General features: G+C 55.4%; 16 protein-coding genes and 1 pseudogene. 5 read left to right on the top strand and 12 right to left on the bottom strand.

Annotated features, from left to right (window positions below; translation table 11 throughout):
- Positions 1-61 precede the first annotated feature (61 nt).
- The 3 genes from dhaK to ACP59X_RS12950 form a co-directional block, all read right to left on the bottom strand.
- Entirely contained in the window at positions 62-1,120 is a 1,059-nt protein-coding gene (dhaK, locus tag ACP59X_RS12940) for a dihydroxyacetone kinase subunit DhaK (RefSeq protein ID WP_428558921.1), read from the bottom strand.
- Positions 1,121-1,657: 537 nt separating this feature from the next.
- Entirely contained in the window at positions 1,658-1,927 is a 270-nt protein-coding gene (locus ACP59X_RS12945) for a hypothetical protein (RefSeq protein ID WP_428558923.1), read from the bottom strand.
- Positions 1,928-2,344: 417 nt separating this feature from the next.
- Positions 2,345-3,130: a DUF2092 domain-containing protein gene (locus ACP59X_RS12950; protein WP_428558925.1), complete on the bottom strand. Its 786-nt coding sequence runs from the start codon at positions 3,128-3,130 to the stop codon at positions 2,345-2,347.
- A gap of 679 nt (positions 3,131-3,809) precedes the next feature.
- Here ACP59X_RS12950 and ACP59X_RS12955 point away from each other — a divergent pair.
- The 3 genes from ACP59X_RS12955 (at position 3,810) to ACP59X_RS12965 (ending at position 5,272) form a co-directional block, all read left to right on the top strand.
- The gene (locus tag ACP59X_RS12955) at positions 3,810-4,049 is read left to right on the top strand and encodes a hypothetical protein (protein WP_428558928.1); all 240 of its coding nucleotides are present in this window, start codon (positions 3,810-3,812) and stop codon (positions 4,047-4,049) included.
- A 477-nt stretch (positions 4,050-4,526) separates the two neighbouring features.
- Positions 4,527-4,811, top strand: coding sequence for a transposase (locus ACP59X_RS12960; protein ID WP_428558930.1), 285 nt, complete (start codon positions 4,527-4,529; stop codon positions 4,809-4,811).
- A 122-nt stretch (positions 4,812-4,933) separates the two neighbouring features.
- A complete protein-coding gene (locus tag ACP59X_RS12965; RefSeq protein ID WP_428558933.1) occupies positions 4,934-5,272 on the top strand; it encodes an IS3 family transposase in 339 nt (112 codons plus the stop codon).
- Here ACP59X_RS12965 and ACP59X_RS12970 read toward each other — a convergent pair.
- Positions 5,188-6,396, bottom strand: coding sequence for an IS256 family transposase (locus ACP59X_RS12970; protein ID WP_428558936.1), 1,209 nt, complete (start codon positions 6,394-6,396; stop codon positions 5,188-5,190). The two genes, ACP59X_RS12965 and ACP59X_RS12970, sit on opposite strands and share 85 nt — an antisense overlap.
- 153 nt (positions 6,397-6,549) lie before the next feature.
- Between ACP59X_RS12970 and ACP59X_RS12975 the strand changes: the two are divergent.
- Positions 6,550-7,083, top strand: a pseudogene (locus tag ACP59X_RS12975) (IS3 family transposase); the annotation flags it as partial.
- Positions 7,084-7,418: 335 nt separating this feature from the next.
- Positions 7,419-7,766 (top strand): antibiotic biosynthesis monooxygenase family protein, encoded by a 348-nt coding sequence (locus tag ACP59X_RS12980; RefSeq protein ID WP_428558938.1) that lies wholly within the window; start codon positions 7,419-7,421, stop codon positions 7,764-7,766.
- Positions 7,767-8,511: 745 nt separating this feature from the next.
- On the opposite strand, the gene ACP59X_RS12985 is transcribed toward ACP59X_RS12980, so the two are convergent.
- From ACP59X_RS12985 to ACP59X_RS13020, 8 genes are all read right to left on the bottom strand, one after another.
- On the bottom strand, positions 8,512-10,905 hold the full coding sequence (locus tag ACP59X_RS12985) for a PAS domain S-box protein (protein ID WP_428558940.1): 2,394 nt from the start codon (positions 10,903-10,905) through the stop codon (positions 8,512-8,514).
- Between the two features lie 378 nt (positions 10,906-11,283).
- Positions 11,284-12,639 (bottom strand): group II intron reverse transcriptase/maturase, encoded by a 1,356-nt coding sequence (gene ltrA / locus ACP59X_RS12990; RefSeq protein WP_428558878.1) that lies wholly within the window; start codon positions 12,637-12,639, stop codon positions 11,284-11,286.
- A gap of 636 nt (positions 12,640-13,275) precedes the next feature.
- Positions 13,276-13,560 carry a helix-turn-helix domain-containing protein gene (locus ACP59X_RS12995; RefSeq protein ID WP_428558942.1) on the bottom strand — a complete coding sequence of 95 codons (285 nt, stop codon included), beginning with the start codon at positions 13,558-13,560 and terminating at the stop codon, positions 13,276-13,278.
- On the bottom strand, positions 13,554-13,880 hold the full coding sequence (locus tag ACP59X_RS13000) for a type II toxin-antitoxin system RelE/ParE family toxin (protein ID WP_428558944.1): 327 nt from the start codon (positions 13,878-13,880) through the stop codon (positions 13,554-13,556). The genes ACP59X_RS12995 and ACP59X_RS13000 overlap by 7 nt, the downstream gene beginning before the upstream one ends.
- Before the next feature lie 917 nt (positions 13,881-14,797).
- Entirely contained in the window at positions 14,798-15,319 is a 522-nt protein-coding gene (locus ACP59X_RS13005; RefSeq protein WP_428558946.1) for a transposase, read from the bottom strand.
- Positions 15,320-15,614: 295 nt separating this feature from the next.
- On the bottom strand, positions 15,615-16,823 hold the full coding sequence (locus ACP59X_RS13010; RefSeq protein WP_428558948.1) for an IS256 family transposase: 1,209 nt from the start codon (positions 16,821-16,823) through the stop codon (positions 15,615-15,617).
- Positions 16,824-16,860: 37 nt separating this feature from the next.
- On the bottom strand, positions 16,861-17,478 hold the full coding sequence (locus ACP59X_RS13015) for a hypothetical protein (protein WP_428558950.1): 618 nt from the start codon (positions 17,476-17,478) through the stop codon (positions 16,861-16,863).
- A gap of 14 nt (positions 17,479-17,492) precedes the next feature.
- On the bottom strand, positions 17,493-18,512 hold the full coding sequence (locus ACP59X_RS13020) for a DUF3150 domain-containing protein (RefSeq protein WP_428558952.1): 1,020 nt from the start codon (positions 18,510-18,512) through the stop codon (positions 17,493-17,495).
- Between the last annotated feature and the right edge of the window lie 4 nt (positions 18,513-18,516).

Here is an 18,516-nt window from a genome sequence, read left to right on the forward strand (position 1 = left end):
CAGGCCTTACGGACGGCCGTTTCCGCCTGCCCCGCCGCCGTGGCCGGACATGCCGCCGCGCTTAGCGGACCAACCCAGGGGTCTTGGCCGGGGCATCCCAGAATTTCAGGATTTCCGCGTCCACCTTGAGCAGGGTAATGGAGAAGCCCTGCATTTCCAAGGAGGTGATATACGGCCCGATCAGGTTGCGCACGATGGTCAGGCCCTTGGCCTTGCAGACGGCATCGAGCTTTCGGTAGATGGCGTAGAGTTCGGACACCGGTGTGCCGCCCATGCTGTTGACAAAGGCGATGACCTGGTCGCCGGCGGCAAAGGGTTCGTCGACCAGGACCTTGTCCACCCAACCGGCCCCGTCCCATTCGCGCACCGTGCGGCTGTAGGCCGGGTCGTCGATGATCTGCTCGGCCGCGTACAGGGTCAGTTCGTCGACGGGCGCGATGGGCATGCGGTGGGTGCCGGGCTCGCCGTGGATACCGATGCCCATTTCGACCTCGCCCTCGCCCAGTTCGAAGGTGGGCTTGCCCGCGGCCGGGACGGTGCAGGAGGACAGGGCCACGCCGAAGGAACGGCCGTACTGGTTGACCTTGCGGCAAAGGTCGGCGCAGGCCGCCAGGTCGTAGCCGGCCTCGGCGGCCGCGCCGACGATCTTTTCGGCCAGGACGGTCGTGCCCACGCCGCGCCGGCCGGCCGTGTACAGGCTGTCCTTGACGGCCACATCGTCGTCGATGAGGATATTTTGAACCTGCAGGCCATCGGCGGCGACCAGTTCGGCGGCCGTCTCGAAATTCATCACGTCGCCGGTGTAGTTCTTGACGATGAAAAGCACCCCCGCCCCGCTGTCCACGGCCTTGGCGCAGGCGTACATCTGGTCGGGCGTGGGGGACGTGAAGACTTCGCCGGGGCAGGCGCCGTCGAGCATGCCCGGGCCGACGAAACCGCCGTGCATGGGTTCATGCCCCGAGCCGCCACCGGAAATCAGGGCCACTTTGCCGGCCACCGGCGCATCGGCCCGGCAGACGTAGCTGGGCTCGAAGTGGACCGTCAGTTCGGGGTGGGCCAGGGCCAGGCCTTCCAGCTGTTCCTTGACCACGTTTTCCACGGCATTAATCAGTTTTTTCATCGCAAGGCCACCTCGTGTTGTGTGTTACGTTCTTTTGCCAGGACGAAACGATGCAGCGACAACAGGAGCGGTCATGGCTCGGGGCCGCCGGCCTTGGCACGGCGGCAAGGGAAACACCCGCCCTCCCCTGGGCGAAACGCCGCAACAGGGGACAGCCGGGGCAAAAACAGCAAGGCACAAAGCGGAGGGGAACTTTTCGAGTCGCAACGACCGGGTCCGCCAGGGTGGAGCAATGGTTCCTAAATCGACAGGCATTGCACTTCCTCGCATCTTTTCCAAGGCGCAGCAACCGCTGACGCGGCCGCCTCCCGAGGGCCGTCGCAATATTTCAATGAATTTATTAATTATTATTATATTTCCCCTCAAGCGAGACGGCAGCCTCGTCACCGGACGGCAAGGGGAACGCCTCGCCGTCAAACGACGGCTTGCAAGGGTCGGGAAGCAGTTCCATACCGTCGAGCCAATGGAGGGCGGTGCAAAATCCGACTCCAGGCCGACAGAAAAGCGCCCCGGCCGACGGCCGGGGCGCTCTCGTCTCTATGGGCAGGGAATACTCTGATAGACGGTTTGCCCGTCACGCAGGACCTCGCGGTAGCACTGGGTATCCGCCCGGTAGACCTTCTCCCTGGCATTGGCGTTGGAAATGGCGATGGCCGTGGCCGGCAGGACGGTCAGCATGGCCCCGACAGCCACGCCCGTCGCCACGCCGGCCCCATACGAACCATAGCTGTTGTAGCCGTAGCCCGGCGCCACCGGCACGGGGACGGGAACCGGCGGCGGTATCACCCGGCCGCGCGGGGCAGCCACGACATTGCCGTACGGCCCGCGCACCGCGGCCCCGCCGTACGGCCCCCGGACGGCAGTCCCGCCGGGGCCTCTGACGGCTGTGCCGCCCCGGGGGCCCACGGCGGACCCGCCGTAAGGGCCGCGAACCGCCGTGCCGCCCCGGGGACCCACGGCGGCTCCGCCGTAAGGGCCGCGAACGGCCGTACCGCCCCGGGGCCCCACCGCCACGCTTCCACGCGGCGAAGTGGCGATGCCGCCGCGAGGTCCCGCGGCCACGCGCGCCCCGCCGCCCCCAGGCCGGGCGTCGCAAGGCCGGGGCACCGACAGCCAGGACCCCATGAGGGTCACACCCGTTATCAGCCACAACAAAAGCCCATGACGAACAAGGACGCGCAACCTTCGCGCCTGCGGCGCATGTGCGGAAGCCATGGCACCCTCCTACTTCTTGCCGGGCTTGTGGCTGGTGATGACGCCATCATCCCGAGCAATGCCCCCGTCCGGGGCGAATGCGGCCACCTCAAGCGCGGCCCCGCCGGTCTTCCAGTCGCCGAGGACCGCCGTGAACTGCGGTGCGGCGAGCTGCTTTTTCTCGGTGATGACAAGCTTTCGCGGCAGGCTTTCGGGCGAATCCTCGATCCAAATCTGCCAGTCCACATCCTTCCCCTGGAAAAAGAGGTGCTGGCAGGCCACACCGTCGATCTTGACCTTGCCGATGTAAAAGCCGGCGGTCGCGTGCATGTTGGCGCAAGGATGGTTGGAGAGGAGGTCGCCGAGGGGGGATTCGATGCCGTAGCGCTCGGACAGCATGCTCATGAGGGCGTCCGTATCCATGGCGGCCTCGATTTGGCCGTACACCTTGCGCTGCGGAAGCATGAGGCTGAAGACCTTGCCGTCAAAGGCGGAAACCGCCTGGAAATCGTCGCCGTCGGTTGCGACAGAGAATTCCCCAGGCCGTTTCACGCGCACGTCCATGGTCCTGCCGAACTGCACCTTCGAGCCGTCCTGGTAGACCTTGTCCAGGGTCACGGCGGCGCGAAAGGAGTAGCTTGTCAGGGCGGACAGGGCGTTGCAGCACTTTTCCAGGATCTGGGCGGCCTGCGCATCGGAGGCGGGCTCCTGGGCCGCCTGTTTCTTGCCTTTGCCCGCGGCCGGAGAAAGACCGGGGACAACAAGCACAGCGATGAGCGCGAGAACGAAAATCGGCGTAGAGCGACAATGACGCATGTAACCTCCCGGGATGCAGGTTCATACGCCCCTAAACGAAAGGGCGAATATCAACCGCGCCGCGGACACAGTCCGCAAGTTACTGTATCGGTAGCGCACGAGGACGTTCACAGGCAAACACTTTTTACTTCTTTAGCGCACATGTACCGTCCTCCCTGGCTGAAATATGCACGCGTCCGCCCTCGCGGCCGTCGCCGCCTTGCGGAAAACGGGTTCCATGTCCGCGATCCCGATCACCTCGTCGGCCAACGCATCGGCCTGGACTGGGCGCGAGTATCGCTGTCCCCAATTCCGCGTACTGCCCCAGCCCGACTAGACCATCGAAGCCACCGGCTTCCCTTTCATGGCGCCGATCGCCCGCAGGCTCCAGCCCGCCCTACGTTCCTGGCAGATCGTGTCCGCAACCGCTTCCGAGTGGCCACTCGGTCGACCTCCCCGCGCCACTTCCACCGTCACCAGGCCCTGGCGATACCCGACTGGCCCCCATGAGACAGCCCACCAGGTCGCCAAGCTCTTTGCGCTCGATTCCCACTCGATCCGGTCCTCGACTCTTGCCCACGACGGCCAGCCCAAACTCCCTCCACGCCTCCTGGTACCGGGCGCTTCATCTTCATCGCTTTTCTTTCCCATCAAATTCCCCTGCGCTCCGGATATCGTCCCCAAAACAGAGGAGGAAAGCATGACGGACAGCGAAATCAGAACTGGTGTCATTACGTATTTCCGTGAAACAAACGCTGGGGATGTGGCCGCTTGGGATCTTCCTGGTTATGGTCAGCCGAATTTTGAAACAGCATTGCTTCAACTCCAGTCCCGGGGAATTGTTCGGTGTTACTTCAACGATGACGAAATGACCGACGTTAGAGAATTGTTGCTTGTTGAAGTTACGGAATTCGGACTCAACACTGTCATTCGCAAGTAATAAAAGCGGCCCACCTCCGAAGAGACAGGCCGCCCATGATCCGGTTGCCGGGAGATTAATCCAGCCCGAGAGCCTTGCGGAATGCCTTATCCGCGTGCTTCATGAGGATGCGGCCGATCTCCCCGGCCATGTCCCAATCCGCTTGCCGCTTGGTGACTTTCCGGGCCGTGGCCATCCATCTGGCCCCTTTCAGGATTTCATACCAAAGCTTTTCCGTTGCCAGGTGTCGGTTGGCTTGGCATAAGAGGTTATCCGCTTTTCGAACTGGCAGAGACAGGATTACCGATTATGTTCGGCGTAGACATTGGTTACCTGTTCCCCCGCTTGGCCCCTTTTCCCGCCACGCCTCTTCTCCTTGTCCCCTTTCGTTTCACTCGAAAAGCGAGTTTCATCTGAGAGGGCTATCTCCCTGAGCTGGTCGCGGAAAATTGGACAGTCTGCTAAGCTATAGTCCTCAAACGAGGAGGACGGTTTTCGATGTCCCATCGACGCAAGTTTTCAGCGGAGTTTAAGGCCAAAGTGGCGCTCGAGGCCCTGTCCGGCGAGTTGACCTTGGCCGAGTTGGCCAGCAAGTACGACGTGCATCCGACGCAGATTGCGGGTTGGAAGCGTCAGGCCAAGGAAGGTATGGTTGCTGCCTTTTCGGGGAGGGCTGCGACCGTGCAGAAGGATGCCGCCGCCGAAATCCGGGAACTCCACGCCAAGATCGGCCAATTGACCGTGGAAAAGGATTTTTTAGAGCGAGCCTTCGCCAAACGGTGAGTCGCGGGCGAAGGCGTGGGATGGTCGAACGCGAGCATCCCCGACTCAGTATTTGCCGGCAGTGCAACATCCTCGGACTGGCCAGGTCGACTTGGTACCATCGCCCTAAAGGCGAGTCGGCCATGAATCTGGACCTGATGCGGCGCATCGACGAGCAGTTTCTGGAGACGCCGTTTTACGGTTCGCGCCAGATGCGACGGCACTTGCGGCATCAGGGCATCGAGATCGGACGTGGCCGCGTGCGGCGGTTGATGCGCAAAATGGGACTGATGGCGATCTACCAGAAGCCCAAGACCAGCCAGCCACATCCCGGGCACAAGATCGGTCACGTCCGTCAACGTGGTGTAAATTCTGGTGTGCTTGAGGTGGCCCTCGGTCAGGCTGCTCTTGGTGGAATTTGGGCTGGCTGCGCCTCGTTTGGTTGGGTGTTGAGTTCGGCCATGGCCTCGACCTGCATGTAGCGGCTTTGCAGCTGCCACTCGTCGTTTTGCTCCAGTAAGATGGCCCCGATGAGCCGGATGATGGACTGTTCGTTGGGGAAGATGCCGACTACGTCCGCCCGCCGCTTCACTTCTTTATTGAGCCTTTCCAGCGGATTGGTGCTGTGCAGCTTGACCCGATGCTGCGCCGGGAAGGTCATGTAGGCCAGCACGTCGTGCTCGGTTTCGTCCATGAAGCTGGCGAGCCGTGGCCATTTTCCACGAAGCTGATCGGCGACATGCCGCCAGGTCTGGCTGGCGTTGGCCGCATCCGGCTGTAAAAAGGCCTGGCGCAGGGCGGCCGAGACCATGGCGTGCTGGGACTTGGGAACCCGGGCCAAGGCGTTTCGCATCCAGTGGACCCGGCAGCGTTGCCACGTGGCCCCGAACGTCTTGGCCATGGCGGCCTTGAGGCCTTCATGGGCGTCGGAGACGACAAGCCTCACGCCGCCAAGTCCCCGACGAAGAAGGCTTTTGAGGAAAAAAGACCAGAACGGCTCGGCCTCGCTGGGGCCGATGTGCAGTCCCACGATTTCTCTGCGGCCTTCGGTGTTCGCCGCCACGGCGATTATGGCGGCGACGCTGACCACCCGGCCGCCTTCGCGCTGCTTGAGGTAGGTTGCGTCCAGCCACAAATAGGGCCATTCGCCGGTCAGCGGCCGAGAAAGAAAGGCATGGACCCGTTCATCAATGTCCTTGCACAGCTTGGACACCTGGGACTTGGAGATGCCGGAAAGGCCCATGGCCTGGACCAGATCATCCACGCGCCGCGTGGAGATGCCGCCGATCCAGGCTTCCTGGATGACGGCCACCAAGGCGCGTTCGCTGGTCTTGCGTGGCTCCAGGAAGGGCGGAAAGTAGCTGCCCTGGCGCAGCTTGGGGATGCGCAGTTGCAAGGAGCCGATGCGGGTATCAAGGCTGCGGTCACGGTAGCCGTTGCGGTAGCTGACTCGCTCGGGGCTTCGCTCGTGGCGGCTGGCCCCAATGAGGCCGTCCACATCGGCTTCCATGAGAAGCTGCAGGACGGCTTCCGCCAGGGAGCGGAGAAAATCGCCGCCGTCGGCCTTTTGCATCAGCTCGATTAATGCCATGCTGTCCTCGGCCATCGTGGTCTCCTTTGGTTGCAGGTGCGGCGTCGTAACTTCACCTTACAGCCAATTGACCCGATGGCCACCTCGCCCATTCCGTCCGGGCCGGAGGCTCTCCCCCGGCCTGGACGACTTCAGAATTTACACCACCTCCGTGGACGCTACCCACAAGAGATCTATCCGTATCTGCTGCGAGATCTTGCGATCAAACGGCCGGATCAGGTGTGGTGCGCCGACATCACGTATGTCCGCATGAAGCGGGGCTTTCTGTATCTGGTGGCGGTCATGGACTGGCACAGCCGGGCGGTGCTGTCCTGGCGGCTATCCAACACCCTGGATGCCGATTTCTGCGTTGCCGCCTTGGAAGAGGCCATGAATCGTTACGGGGTACCGGAGATCTTCAACACGGACCAAGGCTCGCAGTTCACTGGCCAGGACTTCACCCAGGCGCTCAAGGATGCCGGCGTCGCCATCTCCATGGATGGCAAAGGCCGGTGGATGGACAACGTCTTCATTGAACGCCTGTGGCGCTCGGTGAAATGGGAATGCGTCTACCTGCGGGAATTCGAAACCGGCAGTCAGGCTCGCCAAGCGCTTGGAGACTGGTTCCGCTTCTACAACGAGCAGCGGCCGCATACGGCTTTTGACGGTCGCCGCCCCATGGACGTATACCGGGATGGCCACTCGGCCTCCAAGGCGGCATGAGCACCAACCGGACTATAGCTTAACTGCGCCGCCAACCTGTCCAACCTACCCGGACCACCTCAACTTTTTCTTGAAGCTCCCCCATTGGGCTTCCCCTGGGACAAGATCCCAGGGAATCGCAGTCTCAGCCCAATGTCCTCTTTTCTCCGTGGCTGTATCGGTTCCCGCATCTGCTCCCGTGACCTTTTCTCTTGCTCCAAGATAAGATTGACGACGTTAGATGTATTTGATAATTAATAACTATATGCATTTCACATGATCATTTCAATAAACATCTTGCTCTTTTTGATACGAACGTTCCCATAAAACCTGAAGAGAGCATCAAAGGAGTATATATGATAATCGTTTTGTTTGAAGTTACTGTTAAGAAAGAAGGTATGGAAAATTATTTAGCTCTAGCCGCTAATCTAAGCAAGTTGCTCGCAAATGCTGAAGGTTTTATACGCTCGGAAAGATTTTCCAGTCTTACCAATGATGGTAAACTACTCAGCATATCCGTCTGGGAAACCGAACACGCGGTTGAAAAATGGCGAAACGAAATGATGCACCGCATGAGCCAGCGCCAAGGCCATGATTCGCTGTTTGAAAGCTATACAATCTCAGTTACGTCAACACTTCGCATTTATACAAATTCAGAACGAACGGAAACCCCAGATGATTCAAAGCAGTTTTTTGGCGACTGATAGTTATAGCTCGTTCAGCGCACCATCCTTTTCGCTCGATTCAAAAAAGATAGCCAGTGACATAGAAAACCTTATCAGTCCTTAACTTGGCTATCAGAGATCTTGGAACAACAAAAACGCGAGAAAACGCGTATTTCAAAAAGTACGGGATTACAGCTAGGTAGCTGAACAACACTGCCCTACCCTACACCAGGATCAGAAACAGGGCTGTTCTCGGCGTATTAGTACCAATCGGGACTGAAAATTCGCAGGACTCTGCGAGAGGCACACTATTTTCTTGCTGATTTCAGCAAAATCGAGTTACTTCAGCGGAATTCCAGGGAAAGACTTAATTGGCCCTTGTACCGCTGATCTTCACGAAACAGACCGATTTCACTGCCCAATCTGCTGAAAATCAAAAGATGAAGGAACCTGCATTTCCGAACTAGCTAAAATAGCAGTAGTTTCTCCGAGAAAACAGTCGAAGCCCTCCCCCGGGGGATATTTGGGCTTGGGCTTTTCCCCCGGACACCCCTCTCCTGCCCTCTACCGGGCTCCTCCTGGGACGTTTTTCTAAAGCTCCCCCATTGGACTCACCCAGTCCTGAACTTCCAGGAGAATCCTGCACCGACCCAACGTACGAAACGCTCAGCCGCAGTTCCAGCTTTTTCCCTGTCTTCGTGACGGACTCCCCGCACCAGGATATCCTTATTCCCAAAGCTCGCTCTTTTAATCAGGGCAGGACAGCCCATGAACCCAATCCGCCTCAAACTTTCGCAACCTGATCCAGTACTTTTCCAATTACTGCCAGTAAAGATTCATTGTCGACAGGTTTTGATATGTAATCATTCATCCCAGCTGCAAGGAACTTCTCTTTATCTCCAGCCATGGCGTAAGCGGTCATGGCAACGATTGGGATTTTAGATTTTACACCAAGTGAAGTTGATTCTCTAATAATCTTAGTGGCCTCTACACCGTCCATGATGGGCATTTGAACGTCCATGAGAATCAGGTCAAATTCCTGATCTTTTAAACGTTGGAGGGCTTCCCGACCGTCTCTGGCGATGGAAACAACAAATCCATATTTTTCAAGCAGCCGCGAACCAGAGAGTAAACTTATTGCATCATCTTCTGCAAAAAGAATCTTAAGTGGAGCATAACTAGAAGTAGTATTCCTTGAGTAAGTCACACTTTCGTAACCATTTTCCTGCACGGCAGGGATTTTGAATGGCATTGAGATATAAAAGATTGCACCATCGCCTTCCGCACTGCTAATACATAAATTCCCACCCATAAGGCTTACAAGCTTGCGAACTATGGAGAGGCCCAACCCTGCGCCTTGATTATTGCGAACATAAGAGCCCTCGACTTGAACAAAAGGCTCAAAAATATCCTTAACCGCACCTTCCTTGATTCCAATTCCTGTATCTTCTATTGTAAATAAAATTCGTATAGACGATTCACATGAATGCAACGGCAACAGGGAAGCATCTATCCTAACAAACCCTCTCTCAGTAAATTTAATAGCATTTCCCACTAGGTTGAATATAATTTGCTGCAATCTTGCCTCATCTCCTATTATTTTAGAAGGAATTTTTCCGTCAACGCTGTATTTAAGATCAATTCTCTTTTGCCTGGCTGCTACGTCAAACAATTCAAGGACTGAATCTTTTTGACTTTTTACTTCGAATTCAACTTCATCCAACACTAATTTTCCCGCTTCAATTCTTGAAATATCAAGGATATCCGACAGCAAACGTGTCAGACGATTTGTTGACTTGATCGCAGCAAGAATATATTCTTTTTGTTCATTTGTTTGTTCAGTGGTCTTTAGCAATTGAAGCATGCCCAGTATTCCATTCAGTGGAGTGCGTACCTCGTGACTCATATTCGCCAGAAACTCATTTTTAGATTTATTAGCAGATTCTGCACAATTCCTCGCTTGTATCAACTCATCTTCTAACATTTTACGTGTTGTTATATCAAGACAATGCCCAATATACCCAAGAAACTCTCCCTTGCTACTGAAACGAGGAGATCCATTGTCTTGAATCCACCGATATTCTCCATCATATCTGCGCAGACGGTAAGCCATGCTGAAATGAGTACGCTTATCAAAAGCGTCGACATAGACGTTGATGCAATCAGCTACATCATCTGGATGTACTCCATCAACCCAACCATTCCCAAGCTCATGCTCCAAGGTCTGTCCTGTAAAATTTAGCCAAGGCAAGTTAAAATAGTCGCATAACTTGTCCAACCCCGAAGTCCAAATCAAAGCCTGACCGGTATCAGCTAAAGTGCGAAATCGCTTTTCACTTTCAGCCAGCTTTTCTGAAATGGCGTACTCTTCGGTCACATCGGAAAAAACAAGAACAACACCAATAACGTTACCTGAGATACTGCGTATGGGAGCCGCACTGTCTGCGATCTGATATTCTCTGCCCTCCCTGTCGATTAACACGGTATGATTAGCTAGCCCTACGACATTGCCTGTCGCTAGTACTCGTAGTACCGGATCATCTGCCGGTTCACGCGTTTTAGAATTGACGATATGGAATACCTTCACCAGAGGTCGACCCAATGCATCATTTCTGGACCAAGCTGTGAGTCGCTCTGCTGCTGGATTCATCCGCGTAATATTACCAGATAGATCTGTTGCAATAACCGCATCGCCGATAGACGTTAACGTGACCAGGAGATCTTCTTCACTTTCCCTCAGATCATTCTCTACCTTTTCCCGCGCCAACACCTCTATTCGTAACGCCCTATTTATCTCTACAAGTTCGGTCGATTTCTTTTTCAATTCTTTTTGACTTCGAATAACTAATTCACCTACAGCCGACATTATCATGCATCCCAGGACAAACGTGATCAGTCCAAGCAAATCCCGTGGATTTTCAATGGCAATGACACCTATTGGCTCAATAAAAAAGTACATTGCTAATGACGCAGAAAATATCGTGGCTAAAACACCGGAAATGATACCCCCGGCAACGGATGCAATCATTACTGCTGGGTAAAATGTGAGGTAAGGGATTGCTGAGCCCAATCCTCCAAAGAGTGAATATCTCAACATGAACGCAAAAAAGACTAGAATAACTGAAAAAATACATTTCAACCAAAATGGACGTGACGATGATATGATCTCATATTTCATCTTTCTGCACCTCAACAACATACTGCTTCGACATCTATGTCACGTCAAAACAGCCGTATAATAACCATAACATTATTTGCATTCTCCTGAAATTATACTAAATAATCAGGACAGTTGCTAGATATTTAAGCCTTCTACTATTCTTTCTCATAAACCCAAGATTTAACGCAAGAGAAAGCTACAGCGATACAAGCTCTTCCTCGTAACCACCTACTTTAATTCCTTTTCCGTGGAGCATCAAAAGAAGCCATACTGGGCTATTTCAGGGATACGGGCACTGATCTGGACTGAAAATTCGGTCGGGTAGACGAGGGAAGTTTCCTTCCCCCGCCCCCCACAGATCCGGACGTGCCCCTTTAAGGCATCCGGCTCCTCTGTTCATGGTCTTGCTACACGATGGCAGATAGAATGCATTGCTACGGGAATTGGTAATGGATAAGTCTTCTTCATGAGGTTGAAGTTTTGCCAGCTCATGTTGTTTCTTTGCGATCGCCGGTTCAACCACTTCCACCACAGCTTCTGCACTCCATCACGGAAGGCGTTAAGCCTGCGGGAGTTACCGGTTATCCCATAGTATTGGCAATGACCTTTGATTTTGAGTATGAGAGTCCGGTACTGATCGGCGATATCACTATGCCGATTGAATCGACACCACTCCCCTACCGATTTCAAGGCCCTGGCAAGACGATCTTTTGCCGTCCTGCGCTTGACAACCCAATTTCCCTTGAGCGACTTGCCCCAGTAGTGGGTAAAACCCAACAGGTCGAAGCTGAACCCTTGGTGTCCAGTACCTCCTGATCCGCCACAAGGCGGCAGGAATCGCACCAAGCGAGTCTTCTCTGGGTGAACGGCGAGACCGAACCGACCAAGTCGCTTCGGCAGCACCTCCTCGACCTTCCGGGCATCCATCTCGTTGCTGAAGACCATGACAAAGTCATCAGCGTAGCGGATGAGGAACGCCTCACCTCGCATACGCGGTCTGACGACGTGCTCAAACCATTTGTCCAGGACTTCATGAAGGTAGATGTTCGCCAGAAGGGGCGAGATCACTCCTCCTTGTGGCGTGCCGGCGTCTGGATACACAAGCTGGCCTGCTTCGAGAACTCCAGCCTTAAGCCACTTATCAATGACCCGTCGTATCACACCATCGCGCACCCGCAGGTCAAGAAAGCTCCGAAGATGTCCATGATCCAACGTGTCGAAGAACTTGCGGATGTCCACTTCGTAGACGTACCCGCCACCTATGCCCATGATGCCACGCCACAGCGTCTCCAACGCCTGGTGACAGGACCGGCCGGGACGGAAACCGTATGAGCAAGAGAGGAAATCTTGCTCGTAGACCGCTCCCAGAACCATGGTTACCGCGCGTTGCAGTACCTTGTCCTCGATGGTCGGGATGCCGATCGGACGGGCCGCCCCGTTTGTCTTGGGGATATACGCCCGCTTGACCGGAGGGGCCTTGTACGTTCCGCTCTTGAAACGATCCAAAAGCGACGTCAGGTTCCTATCCAGCTGTTCCTCGTACTCCGCTGCTGTCTGTTGATCCACGCCTGACGCCGCGTCCTTCCTGGTGAGGTGGAATGCTTCCTTCAGAAAGACGAGGTCGATATGGTGGGCCAACGTCGTGAACACCATTTCCGGCGCTTGCTTGGCCAGATCCGCTACCTTCTGCAGTTTCGTTGAGACGCTTTCCGGGCTCGATTTCCCATGCATCTTTCCCTCCAGAAGTTCCATGAACAGACGCCTCCTTCCCTCCTCTGGGTCCCCGGGTGGGTTCCCCTGATTCATCGGTACTATGAGGCGTTCCGACTCCCTGCCGTCCATCTCCTCAGACTTCGTTTCCTTCGCCTTCGGATACCGCTTGTCGTCTGGATTTTCGCTCCTGTTCCCGAGCAGACGAACCCGGGATAGGCCTGGAAGAAATTACCGGCTCTTCCCTTCCGTATTCTCAAGCGGAGACGACAGGGTCTCCCAGGTTCCTGGGAAACCCCCTGTCCGCATGCCTTGTTCTTCGACCCCGGCGGGACCTGAGAGCGATGCTGTCTTGCCCCCAGATGGTGCCTTCCGATATTCTGAAGTCGTCAGCTCCCGCGGGAACGCAATTTCGGGGCTCAATAGCAAGGCCTACAAACTCCCTGTGTACGCTTCACGTCCTGGATTGCTCCAGTCCGCGCAACACTCGGTTCCGGCTGTCAGCACACTTGGCCGGACGGGCTTGGGTACCCGTAGGGTTTCAAAGAAGGTTTCAGCATTCCTTACATCCTCCTTCTCCAGGCTTGGCCTGGCGCACCAGCACTCTGCGATCCTGGTCCAGGGGAGGCTCCAAAAGCGCGTTTTTCTTCGTTTTTGAGCTTGGCAGTGAAATACAAACTATTTCAACTGAATAAGCAGTTCTTTACCTACCGCCTTGGCATATTTTCGCAGTGTCGCCACGGACGGCGAGTGTTTACCGCTGGACAGAGCAGATTCCAAGCGGGCGACGGACGGGGCTTTAGTTCCCATCAAGGCAGCCACCTGGGCCTGACTCAGACCAGCTTCTTTTCTTGCCCGCAGAAGTTCATCCAGGAGAGCAAACTCTGGGGCCATGGCATCATAGGCTTCCTTAACAGCAGGATTCGCAAGCATCTTTTTTGAAAGTTCTTCATGGGTTAACATGCCTTAACCTCCTGCATTCGTCTTATCGCAACCACCAACTCCCGCTTGGGAGTCTTCTCCGATTTCTTGATAAAGTGATGAAGCATGACGATTTTCTTCCCGACAAGAGTACAATAGAAAACTCTGGCGATTCCTTCAGCACCTTTCAAACGAAGTTCAAAGAGACCATCTCCCATCGCCCTGGTATGCGGTAACCCAAGATCAGCGCCGAATATTCGCATTCGTGCCGTAAGGTGCAGATAACGAGCTTGGAGGGTAACTGGCATCGCCAAGATCTCCTCCTGCAACCAATCGCTATAATAGAGTATTTCCCATGCCACAGCCTATAGATAACAAATATGTTACTAGCCGTCAAGGGGTATTGCTAAAGATGAGGCGGGCTCATTGACGAATATATAATAAAATCAATAAGTAAAGAGAGGCGGTTGGCAGCCACCGCCACAGTCACGCCAACGGCTGACCAAAGCTGCGCCAAAGTACGAATTCCAAACCAATAAAAAGAAGAAGATCCCGTTGGCTACTCGCCAACGAGATCACTTTTTCACAGGGGCTTTTTGAAGGATTTTAAGGGGTTAAATCACGCTTGTGGTGTGTCAAGCAAGCGCTCTCCCCCTGAGCTACGGTCCTATAAACAGAATCAGGGAACAGGCTAAATGCCCCAAACTCGTCCCGAAGTCAACCCCAAATCTTTCGTTCCCAAGAAAAAGTTGGGGGCCAAAACCGTTGGCTTCGTTGGCGCGTCGTTGGCTCGGGGTAAATACGGATTTGGTACGGGGAGGTCAAGGGGTTTGCTGGGATTTTTTCACGGGGGGAGGAGAAACGGGGATTGAAGAGGATAGGAGAATGTGAATAGTAAATAATTACATGTTGTTAGATTGAAATATGCGAGTAAAACAGATTGAAGGATTAGCGAATGCTTGCAAACAAATATTTTATATGGCATAATATTTAATATTAAATTTAAACTCACAACATGACAAATAATTCTCTAGGGTTAACTGTGCTGAGATTATGTCATGACAAAGAGAAAGCTAAGGTGCCGCATTTTATGCAAAACGATATTTTATTAACAGATGAGGGTTTTGCAAAAATAATACGAGCTACAGAATTAACACATTCCAACGGGCATGAGTGCTCATTTTTAAACACTAATGTGTTTTAATGCTGTCGTGTTTCTATTTTTCACATAATTCAGAAACGAATATCCTGATTTATGAGTATCAAAATCATATTGTTGCTATACTGTCAACAAACGAATCAATTGATCTGCTGTCAACGCAAGGATGCCAAACATAAGATGAGCAAAAACCTTAGGTCCACCACGAACCATAAGACTTCTTCCGCCAAAATCATCTTTAAGACGGCTGTTAACACGTTCAGAATTAGTTCTTTCTCTGTATCGAATGCTAGTTGCTGGCTCCATTTCTTTTTTTATTCCATTGCGTCTTTTGTTAAAATCAATAATCGGAACGTGCCCCAATGAACGACTAAAGTCGCGAATTGTTTTGGAATCGTACGCTGAATCCATCAAGTCATAGAGACTTGTTACTCGTTCAGCGGACATTTTTGCCAACGGTATGGCTGCTTGACTATCGTGTAGTGAAGCAGAAGTAAGTATACAACTGATAGGAATTTGACCATCCGCCGAATCAATATGTAATTTATATCCAATCCATCGACGAAAATGCCCCTTACTGCTAGATTTAGCACCGATATCACATGCCATAGGAAGAGTCATTCTGGCTTCGTCGCTAGTCATTTCTATCTGTCGCTCAAGTAGCTTCTTTGTCTTTGGCTTTGTCTTGCTATTAATCGGCCGCCCCCTGCGGCGGCGTTTTTTGGGTTTGGGCGGATTCATTTTTTTAGTTGGTTTTTCTCTGGCGTTAATTTCTGTCGAATCACGACTAATATGCCCAATCAATCGTTCGCTACAATGTAGCCTGACAAGTCTTTCATGGGCATTTTGAGGCAAACCTTTTAAAGAGAATTCTGAAAATGCACGGTCACGTCCGTCAACGTGGTGTAAATTCTGGTGTGCTTGAGGTGGCCCTCGGTCAGGCTGCTCTTGGTGGAATTTGGGCTGGCTGCGCCTCGTTTGGTTGGGTGTTGAGTTCGGCCATGGCCTCGACCTGCATGTAGCGGCTTTGCAGCTGCCACTCGTCGTTTTGCTCCAGTAAGATGGCCCCGATGAGCCGGATGATGGACTGTTCGTTGGGGAAGATGCCGACTACGTCCGCCCGCCGCTTCACTTCTTTATTGAGCCTTTCCAGCGGATTGGTGCTGTGCAGCTTGACCCGATGCTGCGCCGGGAAGGTCATGTAGGCCAGCACGTCGTGCTCGGTTTCGTCCATGAAGCTGGCGAGCCGTGGCCATTTTCCACGAAGCTGATCGGCGACATGCCGCCAGGTCTGGCTGGCGTTGGCCGCATCCGGCTGTAAAAAGGCCTGGCGCAGGGCGGCCGAGACCATGGCGTGCTGGGACTTGGGAACCCGGGCCAAGGCGTTTCGCATCCAGTGGACCCGGCAGCGTTGCCACGTGGCCCCGAACGTCTTGGCCATGGCGGCCTTGAGGCCTTCATGGGCGTCGGAGACGACAAGCCTCACGCCGCCAAGTCCCCGACAAAGAAGGCTTTTGAGGAAAAAAGACCAGAACGGCTCGGCCTCGCTGGGGCCGATGTGCAGTCCCACGATTTCTCTGCGGCCTTCGGTGTTCGCCGCCACGGCGATTATGGCGGCGACGCTGACCACCCGGCCGCCTTCGCGCTGCTTGAGGTAGGTTGCGTCCAGCCACAAATAGGGCCATTCGCCGGTCAGCGGCCGAGAAAGAAAGGCATGGACCCGTTCATCAATGTCCTTGCACAGCTTGGACACCTGGGACTTGGAGATGCCGGAAAGGCCCATGGCCTGGACCAGATCATCCACGCGCCGCGTGGAGATGCCGCCGATCCAGGCTTCCTGGATGACGGCCACCAAGGCGCGTTCGCTGGTCTTGCGTGGCTCCAGGAAGGGCGGAAAGTAGCTGCCCTGGCGCAGCTTGGGGATGCGCAGTTGCAAGGAGCCGATGCGGGTATCAAGGCTGCGGTCACGGTAGCCGTTGCGGTAGCTGACTCGCTCGGGGCTTCGCTCGTGGCGGCTGGCCCCGATGAGGCCGTCCACATCGGCTTCCATGAGAAGCTGCAGGACGGCTTCCGCCAGGGAGCGGAGAAAATCGCCGCCGTCGGCCTTTTGCATCAGCTCGATTAATGCCATGCTGTCCTCGGCCATCGTGGTCTCCTTTGGTTGCAGGTGCGGCGTCGTAACTTCACCTTACAGCCAATTGACCCGATGGCCACCTCGCCCATTCCGTCCGGGCCGGAGGCTCTCCCCCGGCCTGGACGACTTCAGAATTTACACCACCTCCGTGGACGCTACCCTGCCACAGCCCGGGCAAGTCAGCCTCGATGGCGGCCACCGCTTTGTCCCGATTGTCCAACACACTTGGTGCGTCCCAGCAGCGCACGGTGAGCAAGATGGCATTTAAAACGGACAAGGCCGGGGTGGTGTCCCCGGCCCTGTCGTTTGCGCCTGCGAAGTAATGCTCAATCAGCCACCTAAAGTTGTGGCGACAGCCTGGGAAGAGGTCTCCCAGCTTGTTCTCCACCCGCCAGTCCTCCAGCGAGTTCCAGATGTGCCTGGAAAACGGTGTCGCCGGCCAGGCGGCCAGCGCGGCAAAGTCCGTTTCCCGGATATGGGCCGCCTCATGATCGATCAGGCCCCGAACCAGGGGCAGCAGCGTCGCCTCTCCTTCCGCCGGCAAACTGGGCAGGCAAATGACCTTCCCGTCCGTATGGGCGTCCTTGCCGCCCATGACCACGGAGACGCCGTAGGCATCGCCAAGGACGGCCGCCAGAAGCGGCAGGGAACGCAGCACGTGGCGCATGGCTCCCATGGCGCTCACCAAAGTCCCATACTGGGTATCCGGGCCCCGGCCACGGGCTCGGGCATGGGGGCAACGTCCAGCGACTCCCCCTCCGGACCATCCAGCATCTCGTCCATGTCGCGGGCATCCCCGGCCGGCAACGGCGCGCGCAGGACCGCGTCCAGCACCGTGGCCGGGCCGTAGCCTTCGATGACCTTTTGGCTGTGCTCAATCAGCGCATCCGGATCGCGCAGCAGACAGACCAGGCCTTGGAGCATAAGCAGATCGGTGCCGGCAATGGTCCCCTTGCGCGGCAGACGCGACAGCGCCATTTCGAGGATCTCCGCCACCGGAGCCACATGGGGCTCGACAAAGGTCAGGCCCATGAGCTTTTGGTACATGGTGCGAAGCGGCGAAAGCGCCTTGTGGGTGACCTCCGTGCGGCCAGCATACACCTTGCGCCAGGTCTCATCGGCAGACTTGGCGATCTCGGTGAAAAGCGCTGCGCCAAGCTGCTCCACCTCCTCATACAAACCAGAAGCGGCCATGGTCGCGGCATCGGGATGCCCCATCAGCGGCGCAACCTTGTAGAACTGCCAGGCAAACCCCAGCCGGGAGCGCACATAGTCGCTACCAACGGTGGCGTTGGCCAAGATGTTGGCCCACGCGGCATGCCTGTCGATCCAATCCCGAACTAGGCCGTCGTATTCGGCCAGAAACGCTTCCTTGCAGGCAAAAAACTCGTCGCGGATCACGGTCAGTTCCTGGACGATTTCCGTCGCCTTGTCCTCGGGGATGGCCCAGCCTCCGAGAAAGCGGATGCCGTGCCGGTCCAGGAGCGCAAAGGCCCGCGCCTTGAGCGTGCCGAAGATGCGCAGACTCTCCGGCGGCGCGATGCGCTTGCTGCCAAGGGAAGCCAGATCTTCCGGCGGCAGGTCCACAGGACCGAAGTCTTCGAGAGTCAGCTTCCTGCGGGCCGACCACAAGGTGACGTTGAGGTTGACGGCCAGGATGTTGTCCAACACACGGATATCGGAAAGAATGGGCGTATCCATTTTT

The sequence above is a fragment of the Solidesulfovibrio sp. DCME genome, assembly GCF_049995385.1.
Lineage (GTDB): Bacteria > Desulfobacterota > Desulfovibrionia > Desulfovibrionales > Desulfovibrionaceae > Solidesulfovibrio.

Bases quoted from the DNA above. Each gene is read 5' to 3' on its own strand.
- ACP59X_RS13020 (WP_428558952.1), bottom strand. From the start codon at position 18,512: ATGGATACGCCCATTCTTTCCGATATCCGTGTGTTGGACAACATCCTG.
- ACP59X_RS12995 (WP_428558942.1), bottom strand. From the start codon at position 13,560: ATGTTAACCCATGAAGAACTTTCAAAAAAGATGCTTGCGAATCCTGCT.
- ACP59X_RS13015 (WP_428558950.1), bottom strand. From the start codon at position 17,478: ATGCGCCACGTGCTGCGTTCCCTGCCGCTTCTGGCGGCCGTCCTTGGC.
- ACP59X_RS12955 (WP_428558928.1), top strand. From the start codon at position 3,810: ATGACGGACAGCGAAATCAGAACTGGTGTCATTACGTATTTCCGTGAA.
- ACP59X_RS13005 (WP_428558946.1), bottom strand. From the start codon at position 15,319: ATGACTAGCGACGAAGCCAGAATGACTCTTCCTATGGCATGTGATATC.
- ACP59X_RS12950 (WP_428558925.1), bottom strand. From the start codon at position 3,130: ATGCGTCATTGTCGCTCTACGCCGATTTTCGTTCTCGCGCTCATCGCT.
- ACP59X_RS13010 (WP_428558948.1), bottom strand. From the start codon at position 16,823: ATGGCCGAGGACAGCATGGCATTAATCGAGCTGATGCAAAAGGCCGAC.
- ACP59X_RS12980 (WP_428558938.1), top strand. From the start codon at position 7,419: ATGATAATCGTTTTGTTTGAAGTTACTGTTAAGAAAGAAGGTATGGAA.
- ACP59X_RS12970 (WP_428558936.1), bottom strand. From the start codon at position 6,396: ATGGCCGAGGACAGCATGGCATTAATCGAGCTGATGCAAAAGGCCGAC.
- ACP59X_RS12965 (WP_428558933.1), top strand. From the start codon at position 4,934: ATGAATCTGGACCTGATGCGGCGCATCGACGAGCAGTTTCTGGAGACG.
- ACP59X_RS12985 (WP_428558940.1), bottom strand. From the start codon at position 10,905: ATGAAATATGAGATCATATCATCGTCACGTCCATTTTGGTTGAAATGT.
- ACP59X_RS12960 (WP_428558930.1), top strand. From the start codon at position 4,527: ATGTCCCATCGACGCAAGTTTTCAGCGGAGTTTAAGGCCAAAGTGGCG.
- dhaK (WP_428558921.1), bottom strand. From the start codon at position 1,120: ATGAAAAAACTGATTAATGCCGTGGAAAACGTGGTCAAGGAACAGCTG.
- ltrA (WP_428558878.1), bottom strand. From the start codon at position 12,639: ATGGAACTTCTGGAGGGAAAGATGCATGGGAAATCGAGCCCGGAAAGC.